Origin of the sequence: Xanthomonas sp. NCPPB 1068 (genome assembly GCF_041479385.2) — a bacterium.
Classification (GTDB): Bacteria; Pseudomonadota; Gammaproteobacteria; order Xanthomonadales; family Xanthomonadaceae; genus Xanthomonas; species Xanthomonas cannabis.
Genome location: NZ_CM192986.1, coordinates 3,419,065 through 3,445,463, shown reverse-complemented (window position 1 = coordinate 3,445,463; position 26,399 = coordinate 3,419,065). Strand labels below are relative to the sequence as shown.

At 65.3% G+C, this 26,399-nt stretch carries 21 protein-coding genes and 1 tRNA gene; 15 read left to right on the top strand and 7 right to left on the bottom strand.

The annotated features are described in order from the left end of the window. The first annotated feature begins 49 nt into the window (after window positions 1–49). From ybgC to ACCQ12_RS14535, 10 genes are all read left to right on the top strand, one after another. Window positions 50–508: a tol-pal system-associated acyl-CoA thioesterase gene (ybgC, locus tag ACCQ12_RS14580; RefSeq protein WP_166744628.1), complete on the top strand. Its 459-nt coding sequence runs from the start codon at window positions 50–52 to the stop codon at window positions 506–508. A gap of 11 nt (window positions 509–519) precedes the next feature. Further along, on the top strand, window positions 520–1,299 hold the full coding sequence (gene tolQ / locus ACCQ12_RS14575; protein WP_039415390.1) for a protein TolQ: 780 nt from the start codon (window positions 520–522) through the stop codon (window positions 1,297–1,299). A gap of 178 nt (window positions 1,300–1,477) precedes the next feature. Next, entirely contained in the window at window positions 1,478–1,927 is a 450-nt protein-coding gene (tolR, locus tag ACCQ12_RS14570; protein WP_039415386.1) for a protein TolR, read from the top strand. Beyond that, window positions 1,917–2,957, top strand: coding sequence for a cell envelope integrity protein TolA (gene tolA / locus ACCQ12_RS14565; protein WP_372382050.1), 1,041 nt, complete (start codon window positions 1,917–1,919; stop codon window positions 2,955–2,957). Before tolR ends, tolA begins: the two co-directional genes overlap by 11 nt. Window positions 2,958–3,222: 265 nt before the next feature. Then, on the top strand, window positions 3,223–4,542 hold the full coding sequence (gene tolB / locus ACCQ12_RS14560) for a Tol-Pal system beta propeller repeat protein TolB (protein WP_047695287.1): 1,320 nt from the start codon (window positions 3,223–3,225) through the stop codon (window positions 4,540–4,542). 57 nt (window positions 4,543–4,599) lie between these two features. After that, window positions 4,600–5,118, top strand: coding sequence for a peptidoglycan-associated lipoprotein Pal (pal, locus tag ACCQ12_RS14555; protein WP_039415542.1), 519 nt, complete (start codon window positions 4,600–4,602; stop codon window positions 5,116–5,118). A 6-nt stretch (window positions 5,119–5,124) separates the two neighbouring features. Continuing rightward, window positions 5,125–5,943 carry a tol-pal system protein YbgF gene (gene ybgF, locus ACCQ12_RS14550; RefSeq protein ID WP_047695286.1) on the top strand — a complete coding sequence of 273 codons (819 nt, stop codon included), beginning with the start codon at window positions 5,125–5,127 and terminating at the stop codon, window positions 5,941–5,943. Between the two features lie 42 nt (window positions 5,944–5,985). Next, window positions 5,986–6,669, top strand: coding sequence for a 7-carboxy-7-deazaguanine synthase QueE (gene queE, locus ACCQ12_RS14545; RefSeq protein WP_372382049.1), 684 nt, complete (start codon window positions 5,986–5,988; stop codon window positions 6,667–6,669). A 429-nt stretch (window positions 6,670–7,098) separates the two neighbouring features. Continuing rightward, the gene (gene queC / locus ACCQ12_RS14540) at window positions 7,099–7,773 is read left to right on the top strand and encodes a 7-cyano-7-deazaguanine synthase QueC (RefSeq protein WP_372382048.1); all 675 of its coding nucleotides are present in this window, start codon (window positions 7,099–7,101) and stop codon (window positions 7,771–7,773) included. A gap of 46 nt (window positions 7,774–7,819) precedes the next feature. Next, a tRNA-Lys gene (locus tag ACCQ12_RS14535) sits at window positions 7,820–7,895 on the top strand. Window positions 7,896–8,182: 287 nt separating this feature from the next. Here the strand turns inward: ACCQ12_RS14535 and ACCQ12_RS14530 are convergent. Then, a complete protein-coding gene (locus ACCQ12_RS14530) occupies window positions 8,183–9,076 on the bottom strand; it encodes an NAD(P)/FAD-dependent oxidoreductase (protein WP_184374857.1) in 894 nt (297 codons plus the stop codon). Between the two features lie 256 nt (window positions 9,077–9,332). Here ACCQ12_RS14530 and ACCQ12_RS14525 point away from each other — a divergent pair, with 256 nt between their 5' ends. From ACCQ12_RS14525 to ACCQ12_RS14515, 3 genes are all read left to right on the top strand, one after another. Next, complete coding sequence (locus tag ACCQ12_RS14525; RefSeq protein WP_221194467.1) at window positions 9,333–10,022, top strand: TetR/AcrR family transcriptional regulator C-terminal domain-containing protein; 690 nt, start codon at window positions 9,333–9,335, stop codon at window positions 10,020–10,022. A gap of 1,348 nt (window positions 10,023–11,370) precedes the next feature. Next, window positions 11,371–12,378 (top strand): sensor histidine kinase, encoded by a 1,008-nt coding sequence (locus ACCQ12_RS14520; RefSeq protein WP_228333932.1) that lies wholly within the window; start codon window positions 11,371–11,373, stop codon window positions 12,376–12,378. After that, window positions 12,375–12,737, top strand: a complete 363-nt coding sequence (locus tag ACCQ12_RS14515) for a response regulator (RefSeq protein ID WP_372382047.1) — start codon at window positions 12,375–12,377, stop codon at window positions 12,735–12,737. The genes ACCQ12_RS14520 and ACCQ12_RS14515 overlap by 4 nt, the downstream gene beginning before the upstream one ends. 246 nt (window positions 12,738–12,983) lie before the next feature. Here the strand turns inward: ACCQ12_RS14515 and ACCQ12_RS14510 are convergent, their stop codons facing one another. Together ACCQ12_RS14510 and ACCQ12_RS14505 are read right to left on the bottom strand one after the other, a co-directional pair. Then, window positions 12,984–15,152 (bottom strand): methyl-accepting chemotaxis protein, encoded by a 2,169-nt coding sequence (locus ACCQ12_RS14510; protein ID WP_372382046.1) that lies wholly within the window; start codon window positions 15,150–15,152, stop codon window positions 12,984–12,986. A 469-nt stretch (window positions 15,153–15,621) separates the two neighbouring features. Further along, complete coding sequence (locus ACCQ12_RS14505; protein WP_039410964.1) at window positions 15,622–15,828, bottom strand: hypothetical protein; 207 nt, start codon at window positions 15,826–15,828, stop codon at window positions 15,622–15,624. A gap of 196 nt (window positions 15,829–16,024) precedes the next feature. On the opposite strand from ACCQ12_RS14505, the gene ACCQ12_RS14500 reads away from it, so the two are divergent. Beyond that, a complete protein-coding gene (locus tag ACCQ12_RS14500; protein ID WP_372382045.1) occupies window positions 16,025–16,735 on the top strand; it encodes an rRNA pseudouridine synthase in 711 nt (236 codons plus the stop codon). A 1,276-nt stretch (window positions 16,736–18,011) separates the two neighbouring features. Here the strand turns inward: ACCQ12_RS14500 and ACCQ12_RS14495 are convergent. The 4 genes from ACCQ12_RS14495 to ACCQ12_RS14480 all read right to left on the bottom strand — a co-directional run bounded on the left by ACCQ12_RS14495 (window position 18,012) and on the right by ACCQ12_RS14480 (window position 21,984). Continuing rightward, window positions 18,012–18,419: a response regulator gene (locus ACCQ12_RS14495; RefSeq protein WP_372382044.1), complete on the bottom strand. Its 408-nt coding sequence runs from the start codon at window positions 18,417–18,419 to the stop codon at window positions 18,012–18,014. A 78-nt stretch (window positions 18,420–18,497) separates the two neighbouring features. Continuing rightward, window positions 18,498–18,980: a hypothetical protein gene (locus tag ACCQ12_RS14490; RefSeq protein WP_372382043.1), complete on the bottom strand. Its 483-nt coding sequence runs from the start codon at window positions 18,978–18,980 to the stop codon at window positions 18,498–18,500. 140 nt (window positions 18,981–19,120) lie between these two features. Next, the gene (gene recQ, locus ACCQ12_RS14485) at window positions 19,121–20,917 is read right to left on the bottom strand and encodes a DNA helicase RecQ (RefSeq protein ID WP_372382042.1); all 1,797 of its coding nucleotides are present in this window, start codon (window positions 20,915–20,917) and stop codon (window positions 19,121–19,123) included. Between the two features lie 518 nt (window positions 20,918–21,435). Then, a complete protein-coding gene (locus ACCQ12_RS14480) occupies window positions 21,436–21,984 on the bottom strand; it encodes a Dps family protein (protein ID WP_039410975.1) in 549 nt (182 codons plus the stop codon). A 103-nt stretch (window positions 21,985–22,087) separates the two neighbouring features. On the opposite strand from ACCQ12_RS14480, the gene hrpA reads away from it, so the two are divergent. Then, entirely contained in the window at window positions 22,088–26,203 is a 4,116-nt protein-coding gene (gene hrpA / locus ACCQ12_RS14475) for an ATP-dependent RNA helicase HrpA (RefSeq protein ID WP_372382041.1), read from the top strand. The last annotated feature ends 196 nt before the right edge of the window (window positions 26,204–26,399 follow it).

Here is a 26,399-nt window from a genome sequence, read left to right as displayed (position 1 = left end):
TGCTCCATTGGTCGCCCGCCCGGGCCGTCCCGACCGACATTCCGTGCCCATGACCACCGAATCACGATTCCCGGATCCCCAATCCCCGCCTGTATTCAGTTGGCCGACACGCGTCTACTGGGAAGATACCGACGCCGGCGGGGTCGTCTACCACGCGCGCTACGTCGCCTTCCTGGAACGTGCGCGCACCGAGTGGATGCGCGCGGCCGGTTACGGGCAGGACCTGATGCGCCAGGACCACGGTCTGGTGTTTGCGGTCCGCTCGATGCAACTGGATTTCCTCAAGCCGGCCCGGCTCGACGACGCGCTGTCAGTGTCGGCGGTGCTGTTGAAGTGCAGACGGGCCAGCCTGCAGTTTGCGCAGTCGGTCCGCCGCGAAGGCGAAGTGCTGCTGACGGCCGAGGTGCGGATTGCCGCACTCGCTGCCAGCGACTTCCGCCCGCGCGGCATGGACGATGCGGTATACGACGTGTTGAAAGCTTTAGAAACCACAGAATCCGATTACTGAGGAACGAACGGATGTCGATTGCATTGCTCCTGGCCCTGCAGGACACGGTAGTGGAAGCACTACCGCAGGACGTCACCGCGGCCGCGGCGCAAACCGCCACGGCGGCGCACAACAGCAGCATCAACTACGTGGATCTGATCCTGCGGGCCAGTATCCCGGTGAAGATCATCGTGCTGTTGCTGTTGATCGGCTCGTTCATCAGCTGGGTCATCATTTTTCGCAAGGCGCGCGCGTTCAAGCAGGCCAACCGCGAGGCCGACGAATTTGAAAACCGCTTCTGGTCCGGCGCCGATCTGGCCAAGCTGTACGCGTCGGCGACCGATCGCAACCGCACTGTCGGCGGCCTGGAATCGATGTTCGAGAGCGGCTTCCGCGAGTTCTCGCGGTTGCGCGACCGCCGCCGCCTGGACGCACGCGTGCAGCTGGAAGGTGCACAGCGCGCCATGCGTACCGCCTTCACCCGTGAGGTCGACCAGCTCGAGCGCAATCTCGAACTGCTGGCCAACATCGGTTCCACCGCGCCCTACGTCGGCCTGGTCGGCACCGTGTTCGGCATCATGGTGACCATGCACGACATGGTCAGCAGCGGTGAGCAGGCCGGTATCGCAGCGGTGGCACCGGGCATCTCCGAAGCCCTGTTCGCCACCGCCATCGGCCTGTTCGTGGCGATCCCGGCCGTGTGGGCCTACAACCGCTTTACCACGCGCGTGGAACGGCTGTCGGTGCGCTACGAGACCTTCGCCGACGAGTTCAGCTCCATCCTGCAGCGCCAGGCCGGCGCGGACGAGTAATGCGTGCGCCTTGCAAGCCTGTGACGGTTCGCGCATCCGGCCATGGGCGCCGCGCCGCAGTGGGTGGAGCCCGCCGCGCGCAAGCCAGCGCACGGACGTGCGCATCGGCCTGCACAGGCGAGCCACTCGCGACAGATCGCACATGCATGTGCGAGGGATTAATTAGGAACGTTTCGCGATGATCTCCGGTATTTCCCGCCGTAAGAAGCGCAAGCTCAAATCCGACATCAACGTCGTGCCGTACATCGACGTGATGCTGGTGTTGCTGATCATCTTCATGGTGACCGCACCGCTGTTGACCCTGAGTACCGACGTCAGCCTGCCGAGCTCGCGCGCCAAGGCGCTGGAGAGCAAGCAGGACCCGATCGTGGTGGTGGTCGCCGCCGATGGCCAGCTGGCGTTGCAGCTGCCCAAGGGCAAGCCGCAGGCGATGGACGTCGCTGCCCTGCAGGCGCAGCTGGCCGCCATCGTGGCGCAGGACAAGGACGCGCGCGTGGTCGTGGCCGGCGATCGCGCCGCGCCGTACCAGAAGATCATGGACGCCATCGACGTGCTCAAGCAGGCCAAGGTCGAGAAGGTCGGCCTGATCTCCGACTCCGGCGGCACTGCAGGCAGCGATGCACGCTGACGCACTCCCGACCCAAGGCATGCGCGAGGATGGCTGGCTGCGACCGGTCATGCTGGCCCTGGTCGTGCACATCCTGGTCGCGCTGGTGTTCATCGCCGGCTGGCTGTGGTCGCCCGAACGCTCGGTCGAGCCGGCCGCGGGCGACCCCAGCATGGAAGCGTCGCTGGATGTCTCCGCCGCGGAGGCGCGCGTCGCGCGCCAGGCACTGAAGGCCACGCCGGTGGAAGCACCGCCTCCGCCGGCCCCATTGCCCGAGCCCGCGCCGGAAGACACGGTGCCGCCACCGCAGCCGATCCCCGAGCCGCGCCCGCAGGATGCGCCCACGCCGCAGCAGGCGCAGGCGCAGGAACGCGTGGCCCAGCCGGACAAGGTGGACCAGGAGAAGGTCGACGCATTGGCCATTTCCGCCGAGAAGGCCAAGCAGGAGCAGGAAGCCAAGCGCCGCCAGGAGCAGATCGACCTGACCGAGCGCAAGCGCCAGGAAGAGGCCGAGCAGAAATTGCGCCTGGCCAAGCAGCAGGAAGAGGCCGACGCCAAGAAAAAGCAGGCCGCCGCGCAGCAGGCGGCCGCCGATGCCGAGCGCGAAAAGAAGATTGCCGACATCCGCCGGCAGCGCGAGCAGGCCACCAAGGAAGCGGCACTGGCAGAACAGAAGCTGCGGCAGGTGGCTGCTGCGCGCGCCCAGCAGGCGTCAGCGGCCGCGGCGAGCAGCGCGCAGCCGACCGCGGGGCAGGACGGCACCAGTACCGATCTGTCAGCCAAGTACGCCGCCGCGATCCAGCAGAAGGTGCTGGCCCAGTGGGTGCGCCCGCCGTCGGTGCCGCCGGGTCAGAAGTGCACCATCAACATCCGCCAGTTGCCCGGTGGCAGCGTGATGGAAGCCAAGGTCGCGCCGGGTTGCCCGTATGACGAGGCCGGCCAGCGTTCGATCGAAGCCGCGGTATTGAGTGCGCAGCCGCTGCCGTACCGTGGTTTCGAATCGGTGTTCCAGCGCAATCTGACCTTCGTGTTCACCGCGCAGGACCAGTAACCGGCGTCGGTACTGGCCGGGCCGCGGCTGCCTGCGCGCGCTGTAGCCCGGCGACGAGGGCAGGGCCGTCGGAGCCGGTGTACGCGTGACGGCCGCCGCCAGGCAGTGGCGCAGTCGCTGCGCACCGGCGACTGGCCGGCAGTGCCATCCAATTCGCTACACGATCAATCGCTCCATTTTCACGTTGTCTCGTTCACGATTGCGAGTATGTTCACTCGCTGATTGGTATCCCTTGCCCACTTTTCCTGCCCGATCCGAGCCGTCCATGAAAAAACCGCTGCGTTGGCTAGCTGCCCTGACCGCCCTGTTGTTGCCGCTGAGCGCGCTCGCGCAGCAGCAGGGTCTTACCATCGACATCGTGGGCGGTAGCGCCTCGGCCACGCCGATCGCGGTCATCCCCATGCCGTATCAGGGCTCCGGCGCTGCGCCGCAGACCGACGTGTCCGCCGTGGTCGGTGCCGACCTGGATCGCTCCGGCCAGTTCCGCACCTTGCCGGCCGCGCAGATCGTCGAAAAGCCGACCCGCGGGACCGAGGTGCAGTTCCCGACCTGGCGTACCCTCAAGCAGAACTACATCGTCGTCGGCCGCGTGATGGATGCAGGCGAGGGCGCGTATCGTGTCGAATACGAACTGTTCGACGTGGCCAAGGGCGAGCGCCTGCTCGGTCTGGCGATGACCGCGCGCGCCAACGCGATGCGCGATGTTTCGCACCAGATGGCCGATGCGATCTACGAAAAGATCACCGGCGTGCGCGGCGCGTTCTGGACCCGCATCGCCTACGTCACCGCCAGCGGCAAGGGTGGCGCCATGCGCTATGCGCTGATGGTGGCCGATTCGGACGGCTACAACCCGCAGACCATCGTGCGTTCGGCCGAACCGCTGCTGTCGCCGAACTGGAGCCCGGACGGCAAGAAGCTTGCGTACGTGAGCTTCGAGCGTGGCAATTCGTCGATCTATCTGCAGGACATCGCCACCGGCGCCCGTGAGCTGGTGTCCAGCTTCCGCGGCATCAACGGCGCGCCGGCGTTCTCGCCCGACGGCCGCCGCCTGGCGCTGGCCCTGTCGCGCAGCGGCAACCCTGAGATCTATGTGATGGATCTGGGCAGCAAGCAGCTGACCCAGCTGACCAACCACTTCGGCATCGACACCGAGCCGACCTGGGCGCCGGATGGCGGCAGCATCTATTTCACCTCCGATCGCGGCGGTCGCCCGCAGATCTACCAGGTGGCCGCCAGCGGCGGCAGCGCCAACCGCGTGACCTTCCAGGGCAACTACAACGCGACTGCCAGCGTGTCGTTCGACGGCAAGAAGATCGCCGTGGCGCAGGGCAGCGGCAACAGCTACCGCATCGCCATGATGGACCGCAGCCTGGGTTCGCCCAGCTGGAGCACGCTCTCGCCGGGGTCGCTGGACGAGTCGCCAAGCTTTGCGCCGAACGCCAGCATGGTGTTGTATGCGGCACGTGAGGGTGGTCGTGGCGTCCTTTATGCGGTGTCCGCCGACGCTCGGGTCCGCCAGCGCCTGGTTCTGGCCGACGGTGATGTGAGAGAACCTGCTTGGGGGCCTTACCGAACCGCGCATTAATGTTAATATTTCGCTGCGTTAAACCACTCATTGGCCCAGAGCCTCCATAGGTATCCCATGAACAAGTCCACCCGCGTCTTGCTTGTCTCCCTGTTGTCCGTTGCCGTGCTGGCTGGTTGCTCGAAGAAGGTGAAGGAAACTCCGCCTGCTCCGACCGACACCACCGCTGGTTCCTCCGTTCCGACCGGCCCGGCCACCTCTGGCCTGTACGGCCCGGGCGACCTGGATACCGATGCCTGCCTGCGTCAGCGCGTTGTCTACTTCGATCTGGATCAGGACTCCCTGAAGCCGGAATTCCAGGCCATCATGGCGTGCCACGCCAAGTACCTGCGTGACCGTCCCTCCTCGCGCATCACCCTGCAGGGCAATGCCGACGAGCGCGGTTCGCGCGAGTACAACATGGGCCTGGGCGAGCGCCGCGGCAATGCCGTGTCCTCCGCACTGCAGGCTGCCGGTGGTTCGGCCAGCCAGCTGACCGTCGTCAGCTACGGTGAAGAGCGTCCGGTCTGCACCGAAACCAGCGAAAGCTGCTGGTCGCAGAACCGTCGCGTCGAAATCGTGTACACGGCTCAGTAAGAAGCGATGCGCTTTCGAGTGACATCCCTGTTCGTCGCGGCGGCCCTTGTGGTCGCCGCGCCGGCTCACGCCCAGCGAGCAAGTCTCGCTGATCGTGTGGCGGTGCTCGAGCAGCAGCAGGCCAACAGTCAGGCCAACAACGATCTGCTCAATCAACTGCAGCAGGCGCGTTCCGACCTGCAGGCGTTGCGCGCGACCGTTGAACAGCTGCAGCACGACAACGAGCAACTCAAGCAGCAGTCCAAGGACCAGTATCTGGACCTGGACGGACGTCTGAACCGGCTGGAAGGTGCAGGTGGCGCAACGCCCCCGCTGCCTCCTGCCACCGGCAGCGTCACCCCAGCCCCGGCTCCGGCCGCGCGGCCTGCAACGGCGGCTACCTCCGAGAAGCCGCCGAGCGTGCATGGCGACCCAGGCACCCTGGCCGTCAGCAATGACGAGCGCACGGCCTATAACGTGGCGTTCGATGCACTGAAGAACGGCAAGTACGACGATGCGTCCCAGCTGTTCCTGAGCTTCCTGGAGCTCTATCCCAATGGCGTCTACACCCCCAATGCCTTGTACTGGCTGGGTGAGAGTTACTACGCCACCCGCAATTTCCAGCTGGCCGAGGCGCAGTTTCGCGATCTCGTCGGCCGCTATCCCACGCATGACAAGGCCGCCGGCGGTCTGTTGAAGCTCGGCCTGTCGCAATATGGCGAAGGCAAGAACAACGAAGCCCAGCAGACCCTGCAACAGGTCGTCGCGCAGTATCCCGGTTCCGATGCCGCGCGCGTCGCGCAGGAACGTCTGCAATCCATTCGTCTCGGCCAGCAGCTGCGCTGAGCCCGCGCGTCGTTGCCGGTTGGCGCGGCGCATACCTTGCCCATGAACGTCGCCGCCGTCCCCAGCGAGATCGTCCAATCGCCATTGCCGCGATTGAAGATCACCGAAATCTTCCTGTCCCTGCAGGGCGAAGCCGAGACGGCCGGCTGGCCGACCGTATTCGTACGCCTGACCGGCTGTCCGTTGCGCTGCCAGTATTGCGACACGGCCTACGCCTTCCATGGCGGGCAGTGGCATGACATCGACGCGATCGTTGCCGACGTTGCAAGCCACGGCGTTCGCCACGTCTGCGTCACCGGCGGCGAGCCGCTTGCGCAGAAGCGTTGCCTGGTGCTGCTGCAGAAGCTTTGCGATGCCGGCTTTGATGTCTCGCTAGAAACCTCCGGTGCGCTGGATGTGTCCGAGGTCGATGCGCGCGTTTCGCGGGTGGTCGACATCAAGACGCCGGCATCCGGTGAGGCGCATCGCAACCGCTGGGACAACCTGGCATTGCTGACGGCACGCGACCAGATCAAGTTCGTGATCTGCAGCCGCGCCGACTACGACTGGTCGCGCGAGATCGTGGCGGCCCATGCGCTGGATCGCCGCTGCACGGTGTGGTTTTCGCCCAGCAAGAGCGAGGTGACGCCGCGCCAGCTGGCCGACTGGATCGTGGCCGATCGGGTGCCGGTGCGCTTCCAGATGCAGTTGCACAAGATTCTCTGGAACGACGAGCCGGGGCGCTGATGCCCGATCACGCGGCGAGGGTCGGGAGCGTCGGTTCCTGACCCTCACCGTTCACATGGTTCTTGGTCCGGATGATCGAGTCCGCATGACCGTCGCGGACCATGGCGTGTGCGGGTCTGTCCTTTGCGGGGTGGCGGACAGCATCTACCACATCGTCGCGGCGCCTGTTGGATCGGCGCGTCGTCCACCGAGGCTTCTTGCAGCTGGACATGGCGTTGCCTGTCGATGCCGCTGCACTGATGCCTGCGCGCGGGATCGCGCGGTAAGCGTTGTCGCTACCTGTCGACTCGACGCGTCTTGATGGTCGCGACGGGATGGGGCCGCGTCATCGACCAGACGACCAAAAGTCGTCGGCGCCATCGGCTGCGTTAACCCATCGCGGACCGAGCCTGCTAGCCTTCCCTTTCTGTTGTCATCGTCTGATTGGTCATGAAAAAAGCTGTCGTGTTGTTGTCCGGAGGCATGGATTCTGCCGCCGTCATTGCGCTCGCGCAGGAGCAGGGCTTTGCCGTCTACGCGCTGAGCGTGCGCTACGGTCAGCGCCATACCTCCGAGCTGGATGCGGCCGCACGGGTGGCGGCGGCGCAGGGCGTGGCGGCGCACAAGGTGGTCGATGTGGACCTGCGCAGCATCGGCGGCTCGGCGCTGACCGACGACATCGAGGTGCCCGATGCAGGCGGCGAGGGGATTCCGGTCACCTACGTGCCCGCACGCAATACCATCATGCTGTCGCTGGCGCTTGGCTGGGCCGAAGTGGTGGGTGCCAACGACCTGTTCTGCGGCGTCAATGCCGTGGACTACTCCGGCTATCCGGACTGCCGGCCCGAGTTCGTCCGCGCCTTCGAAGTGCTCGCCAATCTGGCCACCAAGGCCGGTGTGGAAGGTGCAGGCTTGCGCGTCCACGCCCCGCTGCAGTTCCTCAGCAAGGCCGACATCGTGCGCGAAGGCGAGCGCCTGGGCGTGGATTTCGGGCTGACCGTGTCCTGCTACCGCGCCGATGCCGACGGACGTGCCTGCGGCCACTGCGACGCCTGCCGCCTGCGCGCAGCCGGCTTCGCCGACGCGGGAGTTCAGGATCCCACGCACTACGCGATTTCGTCTTGACGCCGGTGTAGGGTAGAATGCGCACCCCGACGCACAGTCGGGCAATGGGCCGTTAGCTCAGTCGGTAGAGCAGAAGACTTTTAATCTTTTGGTCGATGGTTCGAATCCATCACGGCCCACCAATCGAATCACCAGCTTGAAAGGCGCCTTGGGCGCCTTTTTTGTGCCCCGCGAAATCTTGCCGTAAGGACTCCGCGACGAAGCGAGTGGAGCAACGTCATGGCCACTCGTTGCGCCGGGGTCGCTCTGCCACTGGCACACGTTGCGAAGGCCGATGCGGCATCAAAGTCCCCGATCAAGCTGCGCCTCAGTTTGATCCTTGTTTTTGTACGAGAAACTGAAAGCCGCGTCGCGCTGCGCGACTGCAGCAAGCGTGTTGCGTGGATGGCGCACGTGCCAGGGCTCGGGCTTACACCAGCATCGACTGCTGGGCAGAGATGCCCGCTGTCGCGCCATGCGCGACTGCCAGGGTGACCGAGGCCATCGCGGGATTTGCAAGATCGCCCGCGGCGTAGATGCCGGGCGTGCTGGTTTCGCGGCGCTCGTCGACCTTGATGGCGACGCCTAGCGGGGTCGTGACCGTGTCCAGCCCGAGTGGCTCATGCAGGCTCGCGGACGGCGTGTTGCGCGGATGCGCGAACAGGATGTCGACCGGGACGGCAGCGCCGGTATCGACGTTGACGATAGCGTTGTGGCCCCCCTGATGAGCAATCTCGGTGATCCGGCCATCGACGACAGGTCGCTTGCGGCGCGCCAGGTCCGCCCGGACCTCGGCTGGAATGTCGTGACCATCGGCGAAGACCGTCAGCGTGTCAGTCCAGTCGCGGTAGAGGCGGACATGATTCAGCGACTGCGGGCCGGACCAGATGAGGCCCCAGTGCCTGTCGGCGACTTCATAGCCATCGCAATAGGGGCAGGGCACGATGGACTTGCCCCAGCCTTCAGCAAAACCCGGAATATCCGGCATCTGATCGGCGACGCCATAGCTCAGGATCAGGCGGCGCGCGGTGAGACGGCCTTCCTCACCAACACGCACGGAGAAATCGTCGATGGCGCCGGAGATGCTGTCGGCGCGGGCATTGACCAGCCTGATCGTGGGATAGCGCTCCAGCTGTTTGCGTGCTTCCGCCAGGATGTCCGATGGCGGCTTGTGATCGTGGCCGAGCAGGCCATGCGAGTGGCCGGCGAAGCGGTTGCGCTGCAGGCCGGTATCCAACACTGTGACCGCCCGGCGGGCACGACCCAACTGCAGCGCGGCGGCGAGACCGGCGAAGCTGCCGCCGATGATGATGACGTCATCCATAGAGAGTTCCGTGTTGCAGCGGGAGGGAAATGAGTTGGCACATGATCGTTGGCTGCTGCTTGCCCAGACAGCGATGGCAAGACATGGTGATCCGGGCAGAGACGTCCGCCGATACCCTTGACGAGGTCGCCTTTGATGCCGCAAGACGGTTCAGTAGCGACTTCGAGGACAGCATCGATCCACCGTAAGACGTCCAGATTTAAGAAACTGCGTGGTATCCTAATTGCGGAATTCGGATACTGTCAAGGACTCAATTGTGGCGAACAACAGCGCTCAGCCCCGGCGTGGCCGACCCGCCAATGCGGCGCTCGGCCAGACGATTGCCGACGCGGCGTTCGACCTCTTCATGGAATTGGGTTTCGAAGCGGCGACCTTGGACAAGGTGGCCCAGCGCGCGAAGATCTCCAAGCTCAGCATCTATCGGCACTTCGAGAACAAGGAAGCGCTGTTCAGCGCTGCCATCGCCGCGCGCTGCCATCAGCTCGTACCTCAGGGGCTGTTTGAATGCACCGACGGCTCAGCCGAGGATCAGCTCGTGGCGGCGGGATCATTGTTGCTTCGCACATTGATGCGTGCGGATGTGCGCGGTGTCGAGGCCATGGTCATGGCGGACAAGACCAATCAACGGGAATTGAGCAAGCTGCATTACGCCGCCGGCGCCGGCCATATCATTGCCAGCATCGAGACGCTGTTGCGGCAGCTGCACGCGAAGGCGGCCCTGCACGTGCCCGATCCTGCCCGGTCTGCCCGCTTGTTTGCGGCGCTCATCAAAGGATCCGATCTTTTGATGATCGCGCGTTTTGATGAGGCAAAGGCGCAGGACGCTACCGAAATCCACAGCTATTGCCGGTCGGCCGTGGCCATGTTTATCGCCGCGCATGGCGGCAACGGCGATACGCGCGACCAGCCTGCCGCCGTGCGAGGGCGCAGTGATCCTGTCGGGTAGAGCATCGTGCCGCCGATGGATGCATGGCGCTTCATCATGAGACGGAAAACGCTGGCCACGGTCGTGGCATGCGTGACGCCCGACGGCGATTGGGATCGGGCCGTGCTTGCAGGTCATGTGATTCGATGCACCGCGGCCCCACGCGCTGACACTCACTGGACGGGTGCGCGGCGACCGCTGCGCTGCGCTGCGTCTGCAGGCACAGCACAAGCGCCGGGGGCGATTGCATCACCAGGGCATGCATCAGCTCGACGGGCATGGCCACCGACTGCCGAGCGATCAACCCCTGCAGATCCACTTTCCGGTGACCTGAAACGTTCTTGCATTGATCGCGCGGCTGTCGACCCGGCCCAGCTGCACCGATGTGGTCTGCGGAAAGGACTCACGGCATTGCGCTGCGCCTTCTGCCCATTGTTGATGGAAGACTTCGGATCTGCTCGGCCCGCCGGTTTTGAATGACCTCATCTGATCGGTACGGGAAACGGCATGCAACGATGTCGCAGAGGCCGCGGTGGCCAACGTAGCGGACATCAGGACGCCGAACAGCATGGCGTTCTGAAAGAAGTTTCTGGACGAACACGCGCATGTTTTCATCTGGGCGACCCTGCTGAGTGGGTGGAGACACTGAATCCAGGCGCGAGGCTACGGCGCGGACAAGTCGCTCATATGACGATGGCTTTGCCTTGGCTAATGGGTTATTCGGGCATTCAGAGCACGGCTGCTTTGGCGTCGGCAGAGGCGATAAAACTACGGATTAGGCGGTCGCTGGCCAAGCCCGATCGACATCTCACGCTGAAGGCTGTATGCCGGCGATGCGATTATCTGGCGCAACGATGTAGCGAAAAACGGCGCGTCGCTGATTCGCATATCGCAACACCCTATCTGTCGCGAGGATTTGTTTGAGGCAGAAAAAAAACAGGCTAGCCCCGGTAATTGCATTCGATGAAGCAGGCGGATGCGGTTGGTAAGTCGTCAGGTTGAGTGACCAACCGGAACCCTCCCGGCGTGATCGGGTCGCGTCGATGAACCGGCGCCGCGTTGGCTCCCAATGCTGGGTCAAACGTGTGCATGCCGCGTATCTGGCGTCGATGGCTAAGCGAGGTTGCGCGCACGGTGCGACAAGGCGTCATGTCGCTACAGGGTGTCGTGCACAGGTGCGGCGTAGTGTGGACCAAACCGATTTGTTGAGTCCGCTTCATTCGGAGCGAACCGAATTGATATAACTATAAAAGCATATTAGTCAGGATAAGGCCTGGCGCGTCGGCCCCTGCTGATGCCGATATAGGCATGATCGTGCGTTCACGGCAATCGCATTATTGTGCCGTCCAACTTCAGGACCACGACGTAAATGGCCGAGCACCAGGAAGACGCCGCAAAGTCTCGTATCTACGAGGCCTTGTTGCAGGCAACGCCGGACCTTTTATATGTGTTCGACACCCAGCACCGTTTCGTCTACGCAAATCAGGCGTTGCTGACGATGTGGGGCATGCGCTGGGAAGAGGCATGTGGAAAGACCTGCCTGGAGATCGGGTATGAGCCCTGGCATGCCGCGATGCACGACGAAGAAATCGAGCGCGTCATCGCAACCGGCCAGCCGCTGCGTGGCGAAGTGCCATTTCCGCATACGGTCAAGGGATTGCGGATCTACGATTACATCTTTACGCCGGTCTTCGGGCCCGATGGCGAGGTGGAGGCCATTGCCGGCGCCACGCGCGACATCACCGAACACAAACAGCACGAGCAACACCTGCAGCTGTTGATCAACGAGCTCAACCATCGGGTCAAGAATTCGCTGGTGATGGTGCAGTCGCTGGCGCGGCAGTCATTCAACAATGCCGACAGCCTGGCCGATGCGCAGGAGAAGATCGATGCGCGCCTGCTGGCGCTGTCGCGTGCGCACGATACGCTGACGCGGGAAAACTGGGTCAGCGCCGATATCCTGGAGCTCACCCGCGATGCGGCGACGCTCTACGAATCGCGCGACAGCCAGCGCTTCACCCTGCAGGGCGAGTCCTGCCGTCTCGATCCGCGGCGCGCACTGGCCTTGTCGATGGCGCTGCACGAGCTGTGCACCAATGCGCTGAAGTACGGTGCGCTGTCCTCGTCCGAAGGTGCGGTGCGGATCGTGTGGGAGCGCCACGTCCGCGATGGACAGGCGCTGCTCGAGCTGGTCTGGCAGGAGTCCGGCGGGCCGCTCGTGCAACCGCCGACGCGCAAGGGCTTCGGCTCGCGGTTGTTGGAGCGCGGCTTGAAGCATGATCTCAAGGGCGAAGTGGAGCTGTCGTTCGACCCTGCCGGCGTGTGCTTCCGCGTATCGATCCCATTGCCGGTCGAGCTTGCCGAGGTGCAGCCGTGACCATGCGCGTGTTGCTGGTCGAAGACGAATCGCTGGTTGCGATGCTGCTGGAAGATTGTCTGGCCGAGCTGGGCTACGAAGTCGCAGCGACCGTCGGTGACGTCGATGCGGCACTGGCGGTCGTGCAGCAAGGCCACCTGGATCTGGCGGTGCTGGACGTCAACCTGGGCGGAACGCTGTCGTTTCCCATCGCAGAAGAACTGGATGCGCGCGGCGTGCCGTACATCTTCGTGACCGGCTATGCGCAGAGCGGAATCCCGGAGAAGTTCCGGCACCGGCATGGGCTGCAGAAGCCGTTCCAGTTCCGTGACCTGCAACAGGCGTTGTCGCTTCTGGAGCAGGGCATCAAAGTCGGATGATCGGGTTGCCGTGCACGCACGTCAAGACCGTGCGCGCACTGGCCCGGTAGAGAATCAGAGCGACTCAGGCGCCGGCGCGTGAGCCCATTCCCAGCGCGCGCATCACCGCTGGCAGCTGCGTCTGCCCCCGATCACGCGCCGAGTGCAGACGGAAAGGCGCTTGGACCGGTGTGTTGTCGACGCCCGCAGCTGGCAGCGATGTCGGCCAGCGCCGACATCGCTGCCAGCCAACGCAGCGCCGCGGCGCTAGGCGCTGCGGACCTTGCTCAACAGCTGCGCGACCGGTGTGGCTGCGCGCGGGTCGGCTTGCCGTATTGCGGCTGTTTCGATCCGGAAGATGGCCACCGCATCGGTGAGCTGGACGGCCTGTTCTTCCATGGCGCGTGCGGCGGCAGTGGCTTCTTCCACCAGCGCCGCATTTTGCTGCGTGGTTTCGTCCATGTGGGTGATGGTCTGGTTGACCTGCTCGATGCCGGCAGACTGTTCCTGCGAGGCTGCGGAAATTTCGCCCATGATGTCGGTCACGCGTTGCACGCTTGCGACCACATCGCCCATGGTCTTGCCGGCGCTGTGCACCAGCGCCGAGCCTTCGGCCACGCGCTGCACCGAATCGTCGATCAGGTCCTTGATCTGCTTGGCCGCACCGGAGGAGCGCTGCGCCAGCGTGCGGACTTCCGATGCCACCACCGCAAAGCCGCGGCCCTGCTCACCCGCACGTGCGGCTTCCACCGCAGCGTTCAACGCCAGGATGTTGGTCTGGAACGCGATGCCGTCGATGACGGAGATGATGTCGGAAATCTTCTTGGACGAGGCTTCGATGCCGCTCATGGTCTCGACGACCCTGCCCACCACTTCGCCGCCCTGCGAGGCCACGCGTGCGGCGCCGATGGCCAGCTGGTTGGCCTGGCGCGCGCTCTCGGCGTTCTGTCTGACCGTGGAGGTCAGCTCTTCCATCGAGGCAGCGGTTTCTTCGAGGTTTGCGGCCTGCTGTTCGGTGCGTTGCGAAAGATCCTGATTGCCCGCCGCGATCTCGCTGGCCGCCGCATTGATCGACACCGCCGATTGCTGGATGTTGCCGACGATCTGCGCCAGCTGGCTGGCGGTGGCATTGGCATCGTCACGCATCTGCGCGAAGACGCCGCGGAATTCGCCGCTCATGCGTGCAGTGAGGTCGCCGGCGGCGATTGCCTGCAGCAGCGACGACAAGGACTGCAGGTTGCCGTCTGCGGTGGACATCAGGTGGTTGAGGCTTTCGACCATGATGCGGAAGTCGAACTGGAAACGCTCTACATCGCCGCGTGCGCTGAAGTCGCCATTGGCCGCGGCCTGCGCCAGATGCTTGATCTCGTGATTCATGGCCGACAGGTTGAGTTTGACCTGCGACATGGTGTCGCTGAACACGGCTTTTTCGCCTGGCAAGGGCTGCATGTCTTCGGACAGCTCGCCCACCGCGTAGCGGCCCATGATGCGTGCCAGATCGGTCTGCACGGCGACGTGCGAGGCCACCAGCAGGTTGGTGTCGTTGGCCATGCGGCCGTAGTCGCCTGGAAATGCGCTGGCGTCGATGCGGAAGCTGATCTGGCCGGCGTCATGGCGCCTGGCCATGTCGGTCTGTGCGGTGATCAGGTTGCGCAGCTGCAGCTGCATCTTGTCCATCGCCTGCAGCAGACGGCCGGTTTCATCGTTGGCGGTGGTGTGGACGTCGTTGTGCAGGTTGCCGGCGGCGATGGCTTCGGCAGTGCGGGTGGCCTGGCTCAGTGGCCTGGTGAGGCTGCGGGTGATCAGCCATGCCAGCAAGGTGCTGATGACCAGCGCCGCGATGCCGCCGCTTGCCAGGATGACCTTGCCACGATGCATCGATGCGACTGCCACTGCATAGGCGTCCTTGCTGAGGCGTCGTTCCAGCGCGGCATTGGCGCCAATGGCCGCCTGCTGTTCGTTCATTGCGGTGGCGGCAGCGCCCTGCAACAGCGCCTGTGCCTGCTGATTCTGGTCGTGGATGCCGTAGTCCAGGATCTGGTTGTTGAATTTGACCGAGACGTCGCGCTTGTCCTGCACCAGCTTGAGCGCATCCTTTTCCCGAGCGTTGCTGGGCATGGCCGCCAACGCATCGTGGGCCTGGCGGTAGCGCGTGCGATTGTCTTCGATCATCTGCATGGCGCGGCGGTTGGCCGCCTCGCCGGAGACCATCACGATGTCGCGCAGACCGATCGCCACATTGGTATTGGCATCGAGCATGTCGGAAGAAAGTCGGATCCGCTCCATGTTGTTGTTGACGATGGTGTCCAGCTCATAGCGGGCGTTGGACATGGTGATCAGGCCGGCGGCCACGAGCAGGCCAGAGAGCAGGATCAGGATGCCGAAGGCCGCGCCCAGGCGACGGCCGACGTTGAGGCGTTGCAGATAATCGTTCATTTCCACATCCAGGTAGTGCAGCTTCGCCTGGCGGATGCGGGGTGCGTCCGCTCTGGCGTCTTGCCCAGCTAGCGGCAGAATCTGGACGAGCTAAAGCTTCCGTTCTGAAAATAGTTAGAGCGGATTCACCCCGCGCAAGACATTCCCCGACAGCTGTCCAGCTGGCCCTGACAGCGCCTGATCCGGCAGGCGCGTTCGATGTGTTTGCATGGGCCGTAGCGTGCCAACTGCAGAACGATGGACAGTTTGCTGGTGGCCCAGAACAGCGGTTTTGCCGCACCCACGGGCGACAACAGCATCAGACGGCACCGCATTGCACAACGCGCGTCAGGACAGCGGGCGAACGCATTTCACCGAGCAGCGTGCCGCCCTGCTGCGATAGGGCGAAAACCTCAGCTCCATGCAGCGCGATGCTGGCGCTGATCTGCAGCGCCAGCCGGCGCGCGCGATGCAATGTGGTGCCGGCAGGTCAGCCTTCCAGCGCCTTCAACACGTCGGCGTGGAGCTGCTGTGCACCGGCTTCGCTGTTGAAACGTGCAAAGACCTCTTCGCCGGAGATCAGGCCGACCCGCACCGAGTGGCAGTACGAGCCGAAGTTTTCGCCTGCGTTGAACGGATCGCTGATGACGGAAATATGGTTGAGGCGGACCCGGGTGGTGCCGAACTGGATGAACATCTGCGATCTCCTGTGTGAGCGCCGAGTTTCCCATTTTGGCGTGCATGGAAGAAGCATGCACCGGCGTACGCGGCAGGCAGGCAAGGGCGGTACATGAGCGGCTTCGCCATTGCCATGGCGGGCGCTGCAGACCGGTGCCTCACGCATCCGCAGAGCCAGCACGTACACTGCCGTGTCCTGATGCTGAGCTCGCCCGATGTCCGATCCGATCCGTCTCGACAAATGCGTGGCTGCGCGCTACGGCTGCTCGCGTGGCGAGGCGCAGCAGTACATCGAAGGCGGCTGGGTCAGTGTGGATGGCGTGGTGGTCGAAGAGCCGCAGGCGTTGGCGACGGCGGAGCAGGTGACCTTGGCCGCCGACGCTGTGCTGGCACCGGCGGAGCCTGCCACCTTGTTGCTGCACAAGCCGGCCGGCATGCCCGCCGACGCCGCGGTGGCCTTGGCGAGCCCGCAGTCGCGTAGCGAGCTGGACCACTCCACGACGCGCGTGCTCAGGCGCCACTTCCTGCGCCTCACTACGCCGTTGCCGTTGGAAGACGAGGCAAGCGGCCTGCTGGTGCTGACCCAGGACGGGCGCGTGCTGCGCAGGTTGAGTGCCGATGCCAGCGCGATCGAGCAGGAATTCCTGGTGGAGGTGCGTGGCGCATTGCGTCCCTATGGCATGGCCAGGCTGGCGCAGGGGGTGGTCTATCAGCAACGGACCCTGCCGCCGTGCAAGGTGAGCTGGCAGAACGAAGAGCGGCTGCGCTTTGCCATCAAGCACGTGCAGCCTGGCCAGCTGCGTTTCATGTGCGGCGAGGTGGGGCTGGAGGTGGTGAGCATCCGCCGCTTGCGCGTGGGTCGTGTTTCGTTGGGCAAGCTGGCCATCGGCCAGTGGCGCTATCTGCCGGCAGGCGAGCGCTTTTGAGCAAGCGCGGCGGAGGTTGCATCTGGTGTGCGCAGACGGCGTTGACGCTGTCCGCTGTTCCGGCAGTGTTGCCGGCTTCAACAGGCCGGCGGTGCCGGCAAGCAAGTTGTCGCCACTAACCGCGACGTTGCTGCCGTGCTGGAAGTGGCCAGACCAAGGCCGACTGCTGTCGACCGGCGCCTGACCGGCCGCGCGTTGCATGCACGGCGGCATGCGTTGCGGGCCGGTGTCCGAACGCTTACTTCTTGTTGCGCTTTTTCTTGGCGCGGGTCACCAGCCAGAACACGACGGCGATGATGCCGATCACCAGGATGACGAAAGCCGGTGATAGAAACGAATTGTCGCCCATGAGGATCTCCTGAAGTCGTCTGCAGCGAAGCACTGCACTGGCGTTAGCCTAGCGAGCGGCCTGCTTGATAGCGTGAAATACGCTGCAGGTGCAGATCGACGCGCTGCGTTGGCGCGACGCAGTGGCAGGGCTGGACGCACTCCAGCGAGGCCATCCGCCCATGGGTGACGGAGCGCTGCGTGCAATCACGCATGCGGGATGACCCATTCCCTGCACCGCGCATGGCGCGTCGGCGCCGATCGTCCAGCAGCTGCGCAGATCCGCTCGGATCGCCTGCGTGAGGCGTCGCTGCGCTGTACACGGCGCGACAGGTCGGCGGATCGATGCGATCGGCCTGTCCGACAGGCGATCGAGAGATGAGTCGAGGGAGCAGCATGCTCGCCGGATCACGCGCGCGCTAGCGACAGCGTCCGCACGCTGCCTGCATTGGCGGGGCATGCGGACTGACAGCGCGTCGCCCACGTGGCGACAGATATGTGTTGCCTGGCGCCGCTGCAAGAAACACGACATGGCGCTGGCACTGCCATGGCAGTGTCCCGGCAGGGGCGTGCTCGGCGCCTCGCGAGTTGAGCGGCCCAACAGGCCTCGCGTCCGGTCGCTGCAGTTTAAATGCGAGCTGCGTCACGTAAATCGGGAAGGCGCCGACAGCCTATCGGGGCGATCCCTACGATGGATTTCCCTCGCCATGTCGGCCTCCGGGCGTAACCGTTGCAGGTTATCGCAGGATCGAAGTGCGGCAGAGTCCGTAGCAATCGATCTGGACAGTGCGGCGCCATGGCAGGCCGCAGTGAAGCTGTCATCGGCAAGCTGCAGTGGCCCACGCAGCCCTGGCACGGCGTGTCGTGCTCAATCCGGTCGCCGCCGCATCGCGCGACGTTGAGGCGTCATGCCGGAAGCGCGGGCCGCGGTCCAGCCGGGCCCGACGCATCAAGCGCTTGGCGTCGTCGCAAGCACGCGGCGCTTGGCCATCACGCTTCGGATCGCGGTCAACAATTGCTCGGGGGTGTAGGGCTTTTCGAGGAAGGCCACGCCGTCGGGCAGGATCTCTTCGACATATTCCACCGCCAAGCCGGACGTCAGCAGCACCGGCAGGTTGTACGGTGCATGCGCCGTCTTCAGCGCCAGATCCACACCGGTCAGGCCACCGGGAAAATGGATGTCCGAAAACAGCACGTCTACGCGCGGGTCGCTTTCAATCAGGGTCAGCGCTTCCTCGACCGAGCCGGCACTGCGGCAGGTAAAGCCATAGCTTTCCAGGACAAGGCAGCTGAGTTGTCGGGTGCCGTCGCCGTCCTCGACAACGAATACAACCGGCCGTTCCTTGTTCTGTGACATGAGCGCGTCTCGTAAGGCAAGCCACATTCTCAGCGATGCGGCAGTGAACCCCTCGTCAACGCAAACGGAGCCGTATGGTTACCAGCCGAACGGGCCCGGACCATAACCACCGGGGGCGTAACGTGGGCCGAAGACCGGGCCTTCGCCGCGCCCGACGCTGATGCTGACGCCGATCTGGTGCGCCTTGCCGTCATCGTCGTAATAGGTCTTGCAGGAATTCAGATTGGCGGCCTGCCAGTTGCTGTTGCCGCCGCGACTGGAGTAGCCCATGCCGGTCTCCACAGCGCCATGCAGCTTGCCCTGGCATTGCTCGGCGCGTTCGGCGGCGATCGATGCCGCACTCGGGCGCGCCAGGGCAGGCCGTGGCCCGCTCTTGTCGCCGTAGTAGGTGCCCGGCGGGTCGGTGCTGTATTCCGGGTCGGACCGATACTGCACCGGGGCCTGCGGAACGCTCAGGTCCAGCGACCGCGCACTGGCGGGCTCGGCGCTGCCGTCGCCAGTCTGGGCGAGCGCGCTGCCGGCAGCAAACAGAGTGACCAGGAAAAGCAGGCTGCGTTTCATCGGGTGGACTCTCATCAAGAGGGACTGACAGCGCGTGCTGGATCGCCTTGTGAAACTAGCAACGGCCGATTGAATGCGCGCTGTCGATTCCGTGGATTTTTTGCGCCGGCCCCGCCACCGCGATGACGCACGCTGTTGCATCAACCCTGCTCGCGCACGATCTCGATCAGTTGCGCGCCATAACGTGCCAGTTTGCCGCCGCCGATACCGCCGACGCGCGACAGTGCGTCGATGCTGGTAGGCCGTTGTTCGGCGATATTGCGCAGGGTGCTGTCGTGGAAGATCACGAAGGCCGGCACGTTCTGCTCCTTGGCCAGTTCTGCGCGCAGGCCGCGCAGGGCATTGAACAGCACCAGGTCCTGCGGCTGCACCGGCAGGCCGGTGCGCTGCGCGCTGCGCTCGCGCCCGGCGGCCGGGTTCTCGCGCCGCATCATCACCTGACGCTCGCCCTTGAGCACCTGACGGCTGGCATCGGTCAGGCGCAGGCCGCCATGGCCTTCGCTGTCGACCTCCAGCAGGCTGGCCGCCACCAGTTGGCGGAACACGCCGCGCCAGGTGCGTTCGTCCAGATCGCGGCCAATGCCATACGTGCTCAGCTGGTCATGGCCGAGCTGCTTGATGCGCTCGTTCTCGCTGCCGCGCAGGATGTCGATCAGATGGCCCACGCCGAAGCGCTGGCCGCTGCGATACACGCAGCTGAGCGCCTTCTGCGAGGCAACGGTGGCGTCCCAGGCGGCGGCCGGGGTCAGGCAGTTGTCGCAGTTGCCGCAGGGCTTGGGGTAGGTCTCGCCGAAGCCGGCCAGGAGCACCTGGCGGCGGCACTGCATGGATTCGCAGTAGCCGAGCAGGTGGTCGAGCTTGGCGCGCTCCAGGCGCTTGCGCTCCTCGGCCGCTTCGCCCTGTTCGATCATCTGCTTGAGCAGCACCACATCGCCCAGGCCGTAGCAGAGCCAGGCCTCGGCCGGGTCGCCGTCGCGGCCGGCGCGGCCGGTTTCCTGGTAGTAGCCTTCCAGCGACTTGGGCAGGTCCACGTGCGCCACGAAGCGCACGTCCGGCTTGTCGATGCCCATGCCGAACGCGATCGTGGCGGCCATGATGATGCCGTCCTCGCGCAGGAAACGGCGCTGGTTTTCGGCACGGACCTCGGCCGGCAGGCCGGCGTGGTAGGGCAGCGCATTGAAGCCCTGCGCGCACAGCTGCTGGGCGGTCTCTTCGACCTTGCGCCGCGACATCGCGTAGACAATGCCGGCCGAGCCACGATGGCGGGTGAGGAATTCCTGCAGCTGTTTGCGCGCGTTGTCCTTTTGCACCACGGTGTAGCGGATGTTGGGGCGGTCGAAGGAGCTGACGAAGTGGCGCGCCTCGACCAGATCCAGGCGCTCTGCGATTTCGCGCTGGGTCGGCGGGTCGGCGGTGGCGGTCAGCGCCATGCGCGGGATGTGCGGCCAGCGCTCGTGCAGCACGGTGAGCTGGCGGTATTCGGGGCGGAAATCGTGGCCCCACTGCGATACGCAGTGCGCTTCGTCGATGGCGAACAGCGCAATGCGGCTGCGTTCCAGCAAGGACAGGAAGCGCTGGGTCAGCAGGCGCTCGGGTGCGACATAGAGCAGGTCCAGATCGCCGGACAACAAGGCGCGCTCCACCCGCTGCGCGTTTTCTGCATCCAGCGTGGAGTTGAGGAACTCGGCGCGCACGCCGAGCTGGCGCAGGGCTTCGACCTGATCCTGCATCAGCGCGATCAGCGGCGAGACCACGATGCCGATGCCATCGCGCAGCAGTGCCGGCACCTGGTAGCACAGCGACTTGCCGCCGCCGGTGGGCATCAGCACCAGGGCGTCGTTGCCGGCAGCGACGTGTTCGACAATGGCCTGCTGCGGGCCGCGGAAGTCGTCGTAACCGAAGACGCGGCCGAGCAGTTCGTGAGCGGGGGAAGACATCCGCTTAGGATACCGTGCGGGTCAAGCCCTGGTTGGTGCGATGCTGTGCGGGATTGCGCGATGCGGCATCAGGGATTGCCGTGATGCGGCTACGGGGATGGCCGGCAGTGTGTGAAGTCTTGTGCGGAGTAAGCGCCATGAGGCTTCGCCCCATACCCTCACCCCAACGCCGCTCCCGCTGGGACAGCGGCTCAATTTCCGGTAATCGATGCAGCGGGTGTGGCAGAAGACCGCTGCGTCCTGCAGGCCTGTACACCATGCGCTCTCGTCGTGAACCTAACACCAATAGCCCCCTGAGTCAGGGGGCGCGCCGAAGGCGCGGGGTGTGGAGATGCGTAGCGGGGCCCAATGTTTGCAACGCAAATGTTGGGGGACATGTCCGCGAAGCGGAGATGGCTGCGCCCCCTGAGTCAGGGGGCGCGCCGAAGGCGCGGGGTGTGGCAGGCAATTGAGCAGGGGCCCAAGGTTTCGCAACAGCGAAACCTTGGGCAAACCCGAAGGGGCGAAGCCCCAAGGGTTTACTGCAGCAGCGAGCGCAGCATCCATGCGTACTTTTCGTGGGTCTGCAGGCGCTGGGTCAGCAGGTCCACGGTCGGATCGTCGCCGGCGTCGTCGGCGGTGCCCAGCACCTTGCGGGCGGTGCGGCAGACCGCTTCATTGCCGCTGACCAGCTGGCGCACCATTTCGCGCCAGTCGGCGCTGTCGCTCAGGCCCGGTTCTTCCGGGATCGAGGTCAGCGCGACGAATTCGCGATACGAGCCCGGCGCGTTGTAGCCCAGGGCGCGGATGCGCTCGGCCACTTCGTCCAGCGCGCCCCACTGCTCGGTGTACTGGGTCTCGAACATGGTGTGCAGCGAGTTGAACATCGACCCGGTGACATTCCAGTGGAAGTTGTGGGTCTTCAGATACAGGGTGAAGGCGTCAGCCATGTAGCGAGCCAGACCGTCGGAGATCTGCTTGCGATCGGTGTCCTTGATCCCGATATCGATATGCGGCGCCGAGGCGGCTGCAACCGGCAGGGCATCGTTGACGATGACGGGCTTGTTGGCGTTCTTTTTCTTGGACATGGAATGGTCCCTCTGAGGGTTGGTGTCTGACAGAACAGTTATGGCGTCACAATAGACAGGCTAAAGGATCAAACGTCATTCAATCTTTCACATTTTCCGATCAATGAGCGCTATCGATACCGACCTTGCCAATACCTTGCGCGAGCGCCGCCGTGCCGTGGATGGCGCGATGAGCCGCGACCGTGGCCGTTTGCTGGGCCTATGGTCGCGCTGGCAGGGCAAGCCCGGCAATGTGCAGGTGCGCGAGGCGTTCGAGCAAGCCCTGGCGGCATCGCAGGCGCAGCGCCAGGCGCGCGCCGAGCAACTGCCCGCCATCACGCTGGACGAGCAGCTGCCGATTGCGCGCGAGGCCGAACGCATCATTGCGCTGATCCGCGACCACCAGGTGGTGGTCATTGCCGGCGAGACCGGCTCGGGCAAGACCACCCAGTTGCCCAAGCTGTGTCTGGCGGCCGGGCGCGGCGCGGCCGGCATGATCGGCTGTACCCAGCCGCGCCGGATTGCCGCGCGTGCGGTGGCGGCACGCGTGGCCGACGAGTTGAAGACCCCATTGGGCACCACGGTGGGCTTCCAGGTGCGCTTCACCGACCGGGTGAGCGAGCAGTCGCGCATCAAGTTCATGACCGACGGCATCCTGCTGGCTGAAATCGCCAGCGACCGTTGGCTGTCGTCCTACGACACCATCATCGTGGACGAGGCGCACGAGCGCAGCCTCAACATCGATTTCCTGCTGGGCTATCTCAAGCAATTGCTGAGCAAGCGCCCCGATCTGAAGCTGATCGTCACCTCGGCCACCATCGATACCGAGCGCTTCGCCCAGCACTTCAACAATGCGCCGGTGATCAGCGTGGAAGGGCGCACCTTCCCGGTGGAAGTGCGCTACCGCCCGTTGGAGGGCGAGGCCGGCGGCGAGGAGGACGACGGCAACGGGCGTGACGGCGAACGCACCGTCAACGATGCGATCGTGGCGGCCATCGATGAAATCACCCGCATCGACCCGCGTGGCGATGTGCTGATGTTCCTGCCGGGCGAGCGCGAGATCCGCGATGCGCATCATTCGCTGGAGCGGCGCAAATACCGCGACACCGAAGTGGTGCCGCTGTATGCGCGGTTGTCGGCGGCCGACCAGGACCGCGTCTTCAACCCCGGCCCGCGGCGGCGCCTGGTGCTGGCCACCAACGTGGCCGAGACCTCGTTGACGGTACCGCGCATCCGCTATGTGGTGGACCCGGGGTTTGCGCGGGTCAAACGCTACAGCCCGCGCCAGAAGCTGGACCGCCTGCACATCGAACCGATCTCGCAGGCGAGCGCCAACCAGCGCATGGGCCGCTGCGGACGCATCGCCGAGGGCATCTGCTACCGGCTGTATGCCGAAGCCGACTTTGCTGCGCGCCCGGCGTTCACCGACCCGGAGATCCGGCGCTCTTCGTTGTCTGGCGTGATCCTGCGCATGTTGCAGCTGGGGCTGGGGCGGATCGAAGACTTTCCGTTTCTGGAAGCGCCGGACGAACGTGCGGTGGCCGATGGCTGGCAGCAGTTGCTGGAACTGGGTGCGATCGATGCCGAACGCCGTCTGACCGCGATCGGCCGGCAGATGGCGCGCCTGCCGGTGGACGTCAAGCTGGCGCGCATGCTGGTGGCCGCGCAGCAGCATGGCTGCCTGCGCGAGATGATCATCATCGCCTCCTTCCTGGGCATCCAGGACCCGCGCGAGCGCCCGCCCGAAGCACGCGAGGCCGCCGACAACGCGCATGCGCTGTTTGCCGATGCGCGTTCGGAATTCGTCGGCATCCTGCGCCTGTGGGAAGCGTACCGGCAGGTGCACGAAGATCTCACCCAATCCAAGTTGCGCGACTGGTGCGGCCGGCATTTCCTCGGCTTCTTGCGCATGCGGGAGTGGCGCGAGCTGCATCGTCAGTTGCGGCTGCTGTGCGAGGAGCTCGGCTGGAGCGAAGAGCCGGCCACTGCGGTGCTGGCGCCGCTGCTGGCCGGTGCCAGTGCGCCGGCACGCGAAGACGGCCACAACGCCAACCGGCCCACGCGCGGGCAACTGCATCGCGCCGCGCGCCTGGCGCGCGAAGGCAAGCCCGATCCCACCGCGCCGGCGCTGCAGCGCACGCCTGCGGCGGCGGGCCGGCAGGCCGACGCGGCCGAGGTGTCGGCACGCACCAGCGAGCGCGAACGCGCGGCCGCCTATCAATCGCTGCATCGCGCGCTGCTGGCCGGCCTGCCCACGCAGATCGGCCACCGCACCGAAAAGGGCGACTTTCTGGCGGCCCGGCAGCGGCGGTTCGTGCCGTTCCCCGGCTCGGCCCTGGCGCGCAAGCCGCCACCGTGGATCCTGGCGGCCACGCTGCTGGACACCCAAAAGGTCTGGGGCATGACCAACGCGGCGATCGAGCCGGACTGGGCCATCGCCGAGCTGGGGCACCTGCTGGCGCGCAAGCACTTCGATGCGCATTGGTCGCGCGCCCAGGGGCAGGTGGTTGCTTCCGAACAGATCAGCCTGTTCGGCCTGGTACTGGCACCGAAGAAGCCGGTGCACTACGGCAAGATCGACCCGGCCGGCGCACACGAGTTGTTCGTGCGCCAGGGCCTGGTGACCGGCGAGATCAACACGCGCGCGGCCTTCGTTGCCGACAACCTCAAGGTGCTGGAGCAGGCACGTGAAGAAGAAGCAAAGCTGCGGCGTGCCGGCATCATGGCCGACGAGGGCTGGCAGGCGCGCTGGTATCTGGATCGCATCCCGGCCGAACTGCATTCGGCCAGCGGGCTGGATGCGTGGTGGAAGACCCTGCCGCCGGACAAGCGCCGCAGCCTGCATTGGAGCTTGAACGACCTGCTGCCGGGCGAAGGCAGCGAGGCGGACCGCTTTCCGAAGTATTTCCCGCTTGGCGATGCGCGGCTGCCGTTGCACTACCGCTTCGAGCCGGGTGCCGTCGATGACGGTGTCACCCTGGAAGTGCCGCTGCACCTGCTCAACGCGCTGGACCCGGCGCGCCTGTCGTGGCTGGCACCGGGCTTTGTGGCCGACAAGGCGTCGGCGCTGATCCGCAGCCTGCCCAAGGCGTTGCGGCGCAATTTCGTGCCGGCGCCGGACTTCGGGCGTGCGTTCTACGAGGCCTACAGCCTGCCCTCGGCCGACGACATCCGCGGCGAGCTGGCGCGGTTTTTGTCCAAGGCCACCGGTGTGCAGGTGGCGGCGCTGGATTTTGATGAGGAGTCGCTGGACACGCATCTGCTGATGAACCTGCGCCTGCGCGACGACGACGGCAAGGTGCTCACCGAATCGCGCGATCTGGACGGGCTGCGCGCGCGCTTCGGCGAGCGCGCCGGCCAGGCATTTGCCGCTCGGGCCGGGCGTGCGCTGGCCGCCGAAGGTCTGCGCGATTTTCCGGCCGCCGCGATCCCCGAGCAGGTGGCCGGCGAGGCCGGTGTGCCGGCCTATCCGGCACTGGTGGATCAGGGCGACAACGCGGCATTACGCATCTTCGCCGACCGCAACGAGGCGGCGCGCGCGCATCCGCGCGGGGTGCGGCGTCTGCTGGAAATCGCGCTCGCCGACAAGATCAAGCAGGCGCGCAAGCAATTGCCGGTGTCGCCCAAGACCGGCTTGCTGTACGCGGCCATCGAATCGCAGGAGCGCCTGCGTGGCGATCTGGTCGATGCCGCGCTCAATGCGGTGCTGGCCGAGGGGCTGGCTGCGATTCGCGACCCGGCCGCATTTGCGCAACGTCGCGACGATGCCACCAAGCGGCTGTTCGGCGAGGCGATGGCGCGGCTGACCCTGGCCGAAAGCATCCTGGGGGCGGTCGCCGAGCTCAAACCCTTGCTGGAAGCGCCGTTGATGGGCTGGGCACGCGGCAATCTGGACGACATGGAGCAGCAGTTGCGTGCGCTGGTGCATGCCGGGTTCTTGCGCGACACGCCGGCCGAGGCGCTGGCCAACTATCCGCGTTACCTCAGGGCGATGATCCTGCGTACCGAGCGGGCCAAGCGCGACCCGGCGCGCGACCAGGCGCGCATGCTCGAACTCAAGCCCTTCGTGGATGCGCTGGATGACGCGGCCGCGCGCGGCTTGCAGCAGCGCGAGGAATGGCAATCGCTGCGTTGGGATCTGGAAGAGCTGCGTGTGTCGGTGTTTGCGCAGGAACTGGGTGCCAAGTCCGGCGTGTCTGCGAAGAAGTTGTCGCAGCGCGTCGCGGCGCTGCGGGGCTGAGCGGCAATTGACGTGTGGCAGCGCGTTGCCCGTCGTCGGGCGCGCACGCCGAACCAGGAACGCACCCCCAGCAGGCGTGCAGTTCACACGGCCGAAGCGTCGTGGCGTGGTGTCGGCGGCAATGGCTTATGCGCGCACACAAGACACGCAGCAAACCCGCGCCGGCTGCCAACCCATCAAGCAACGGCCGCACCGA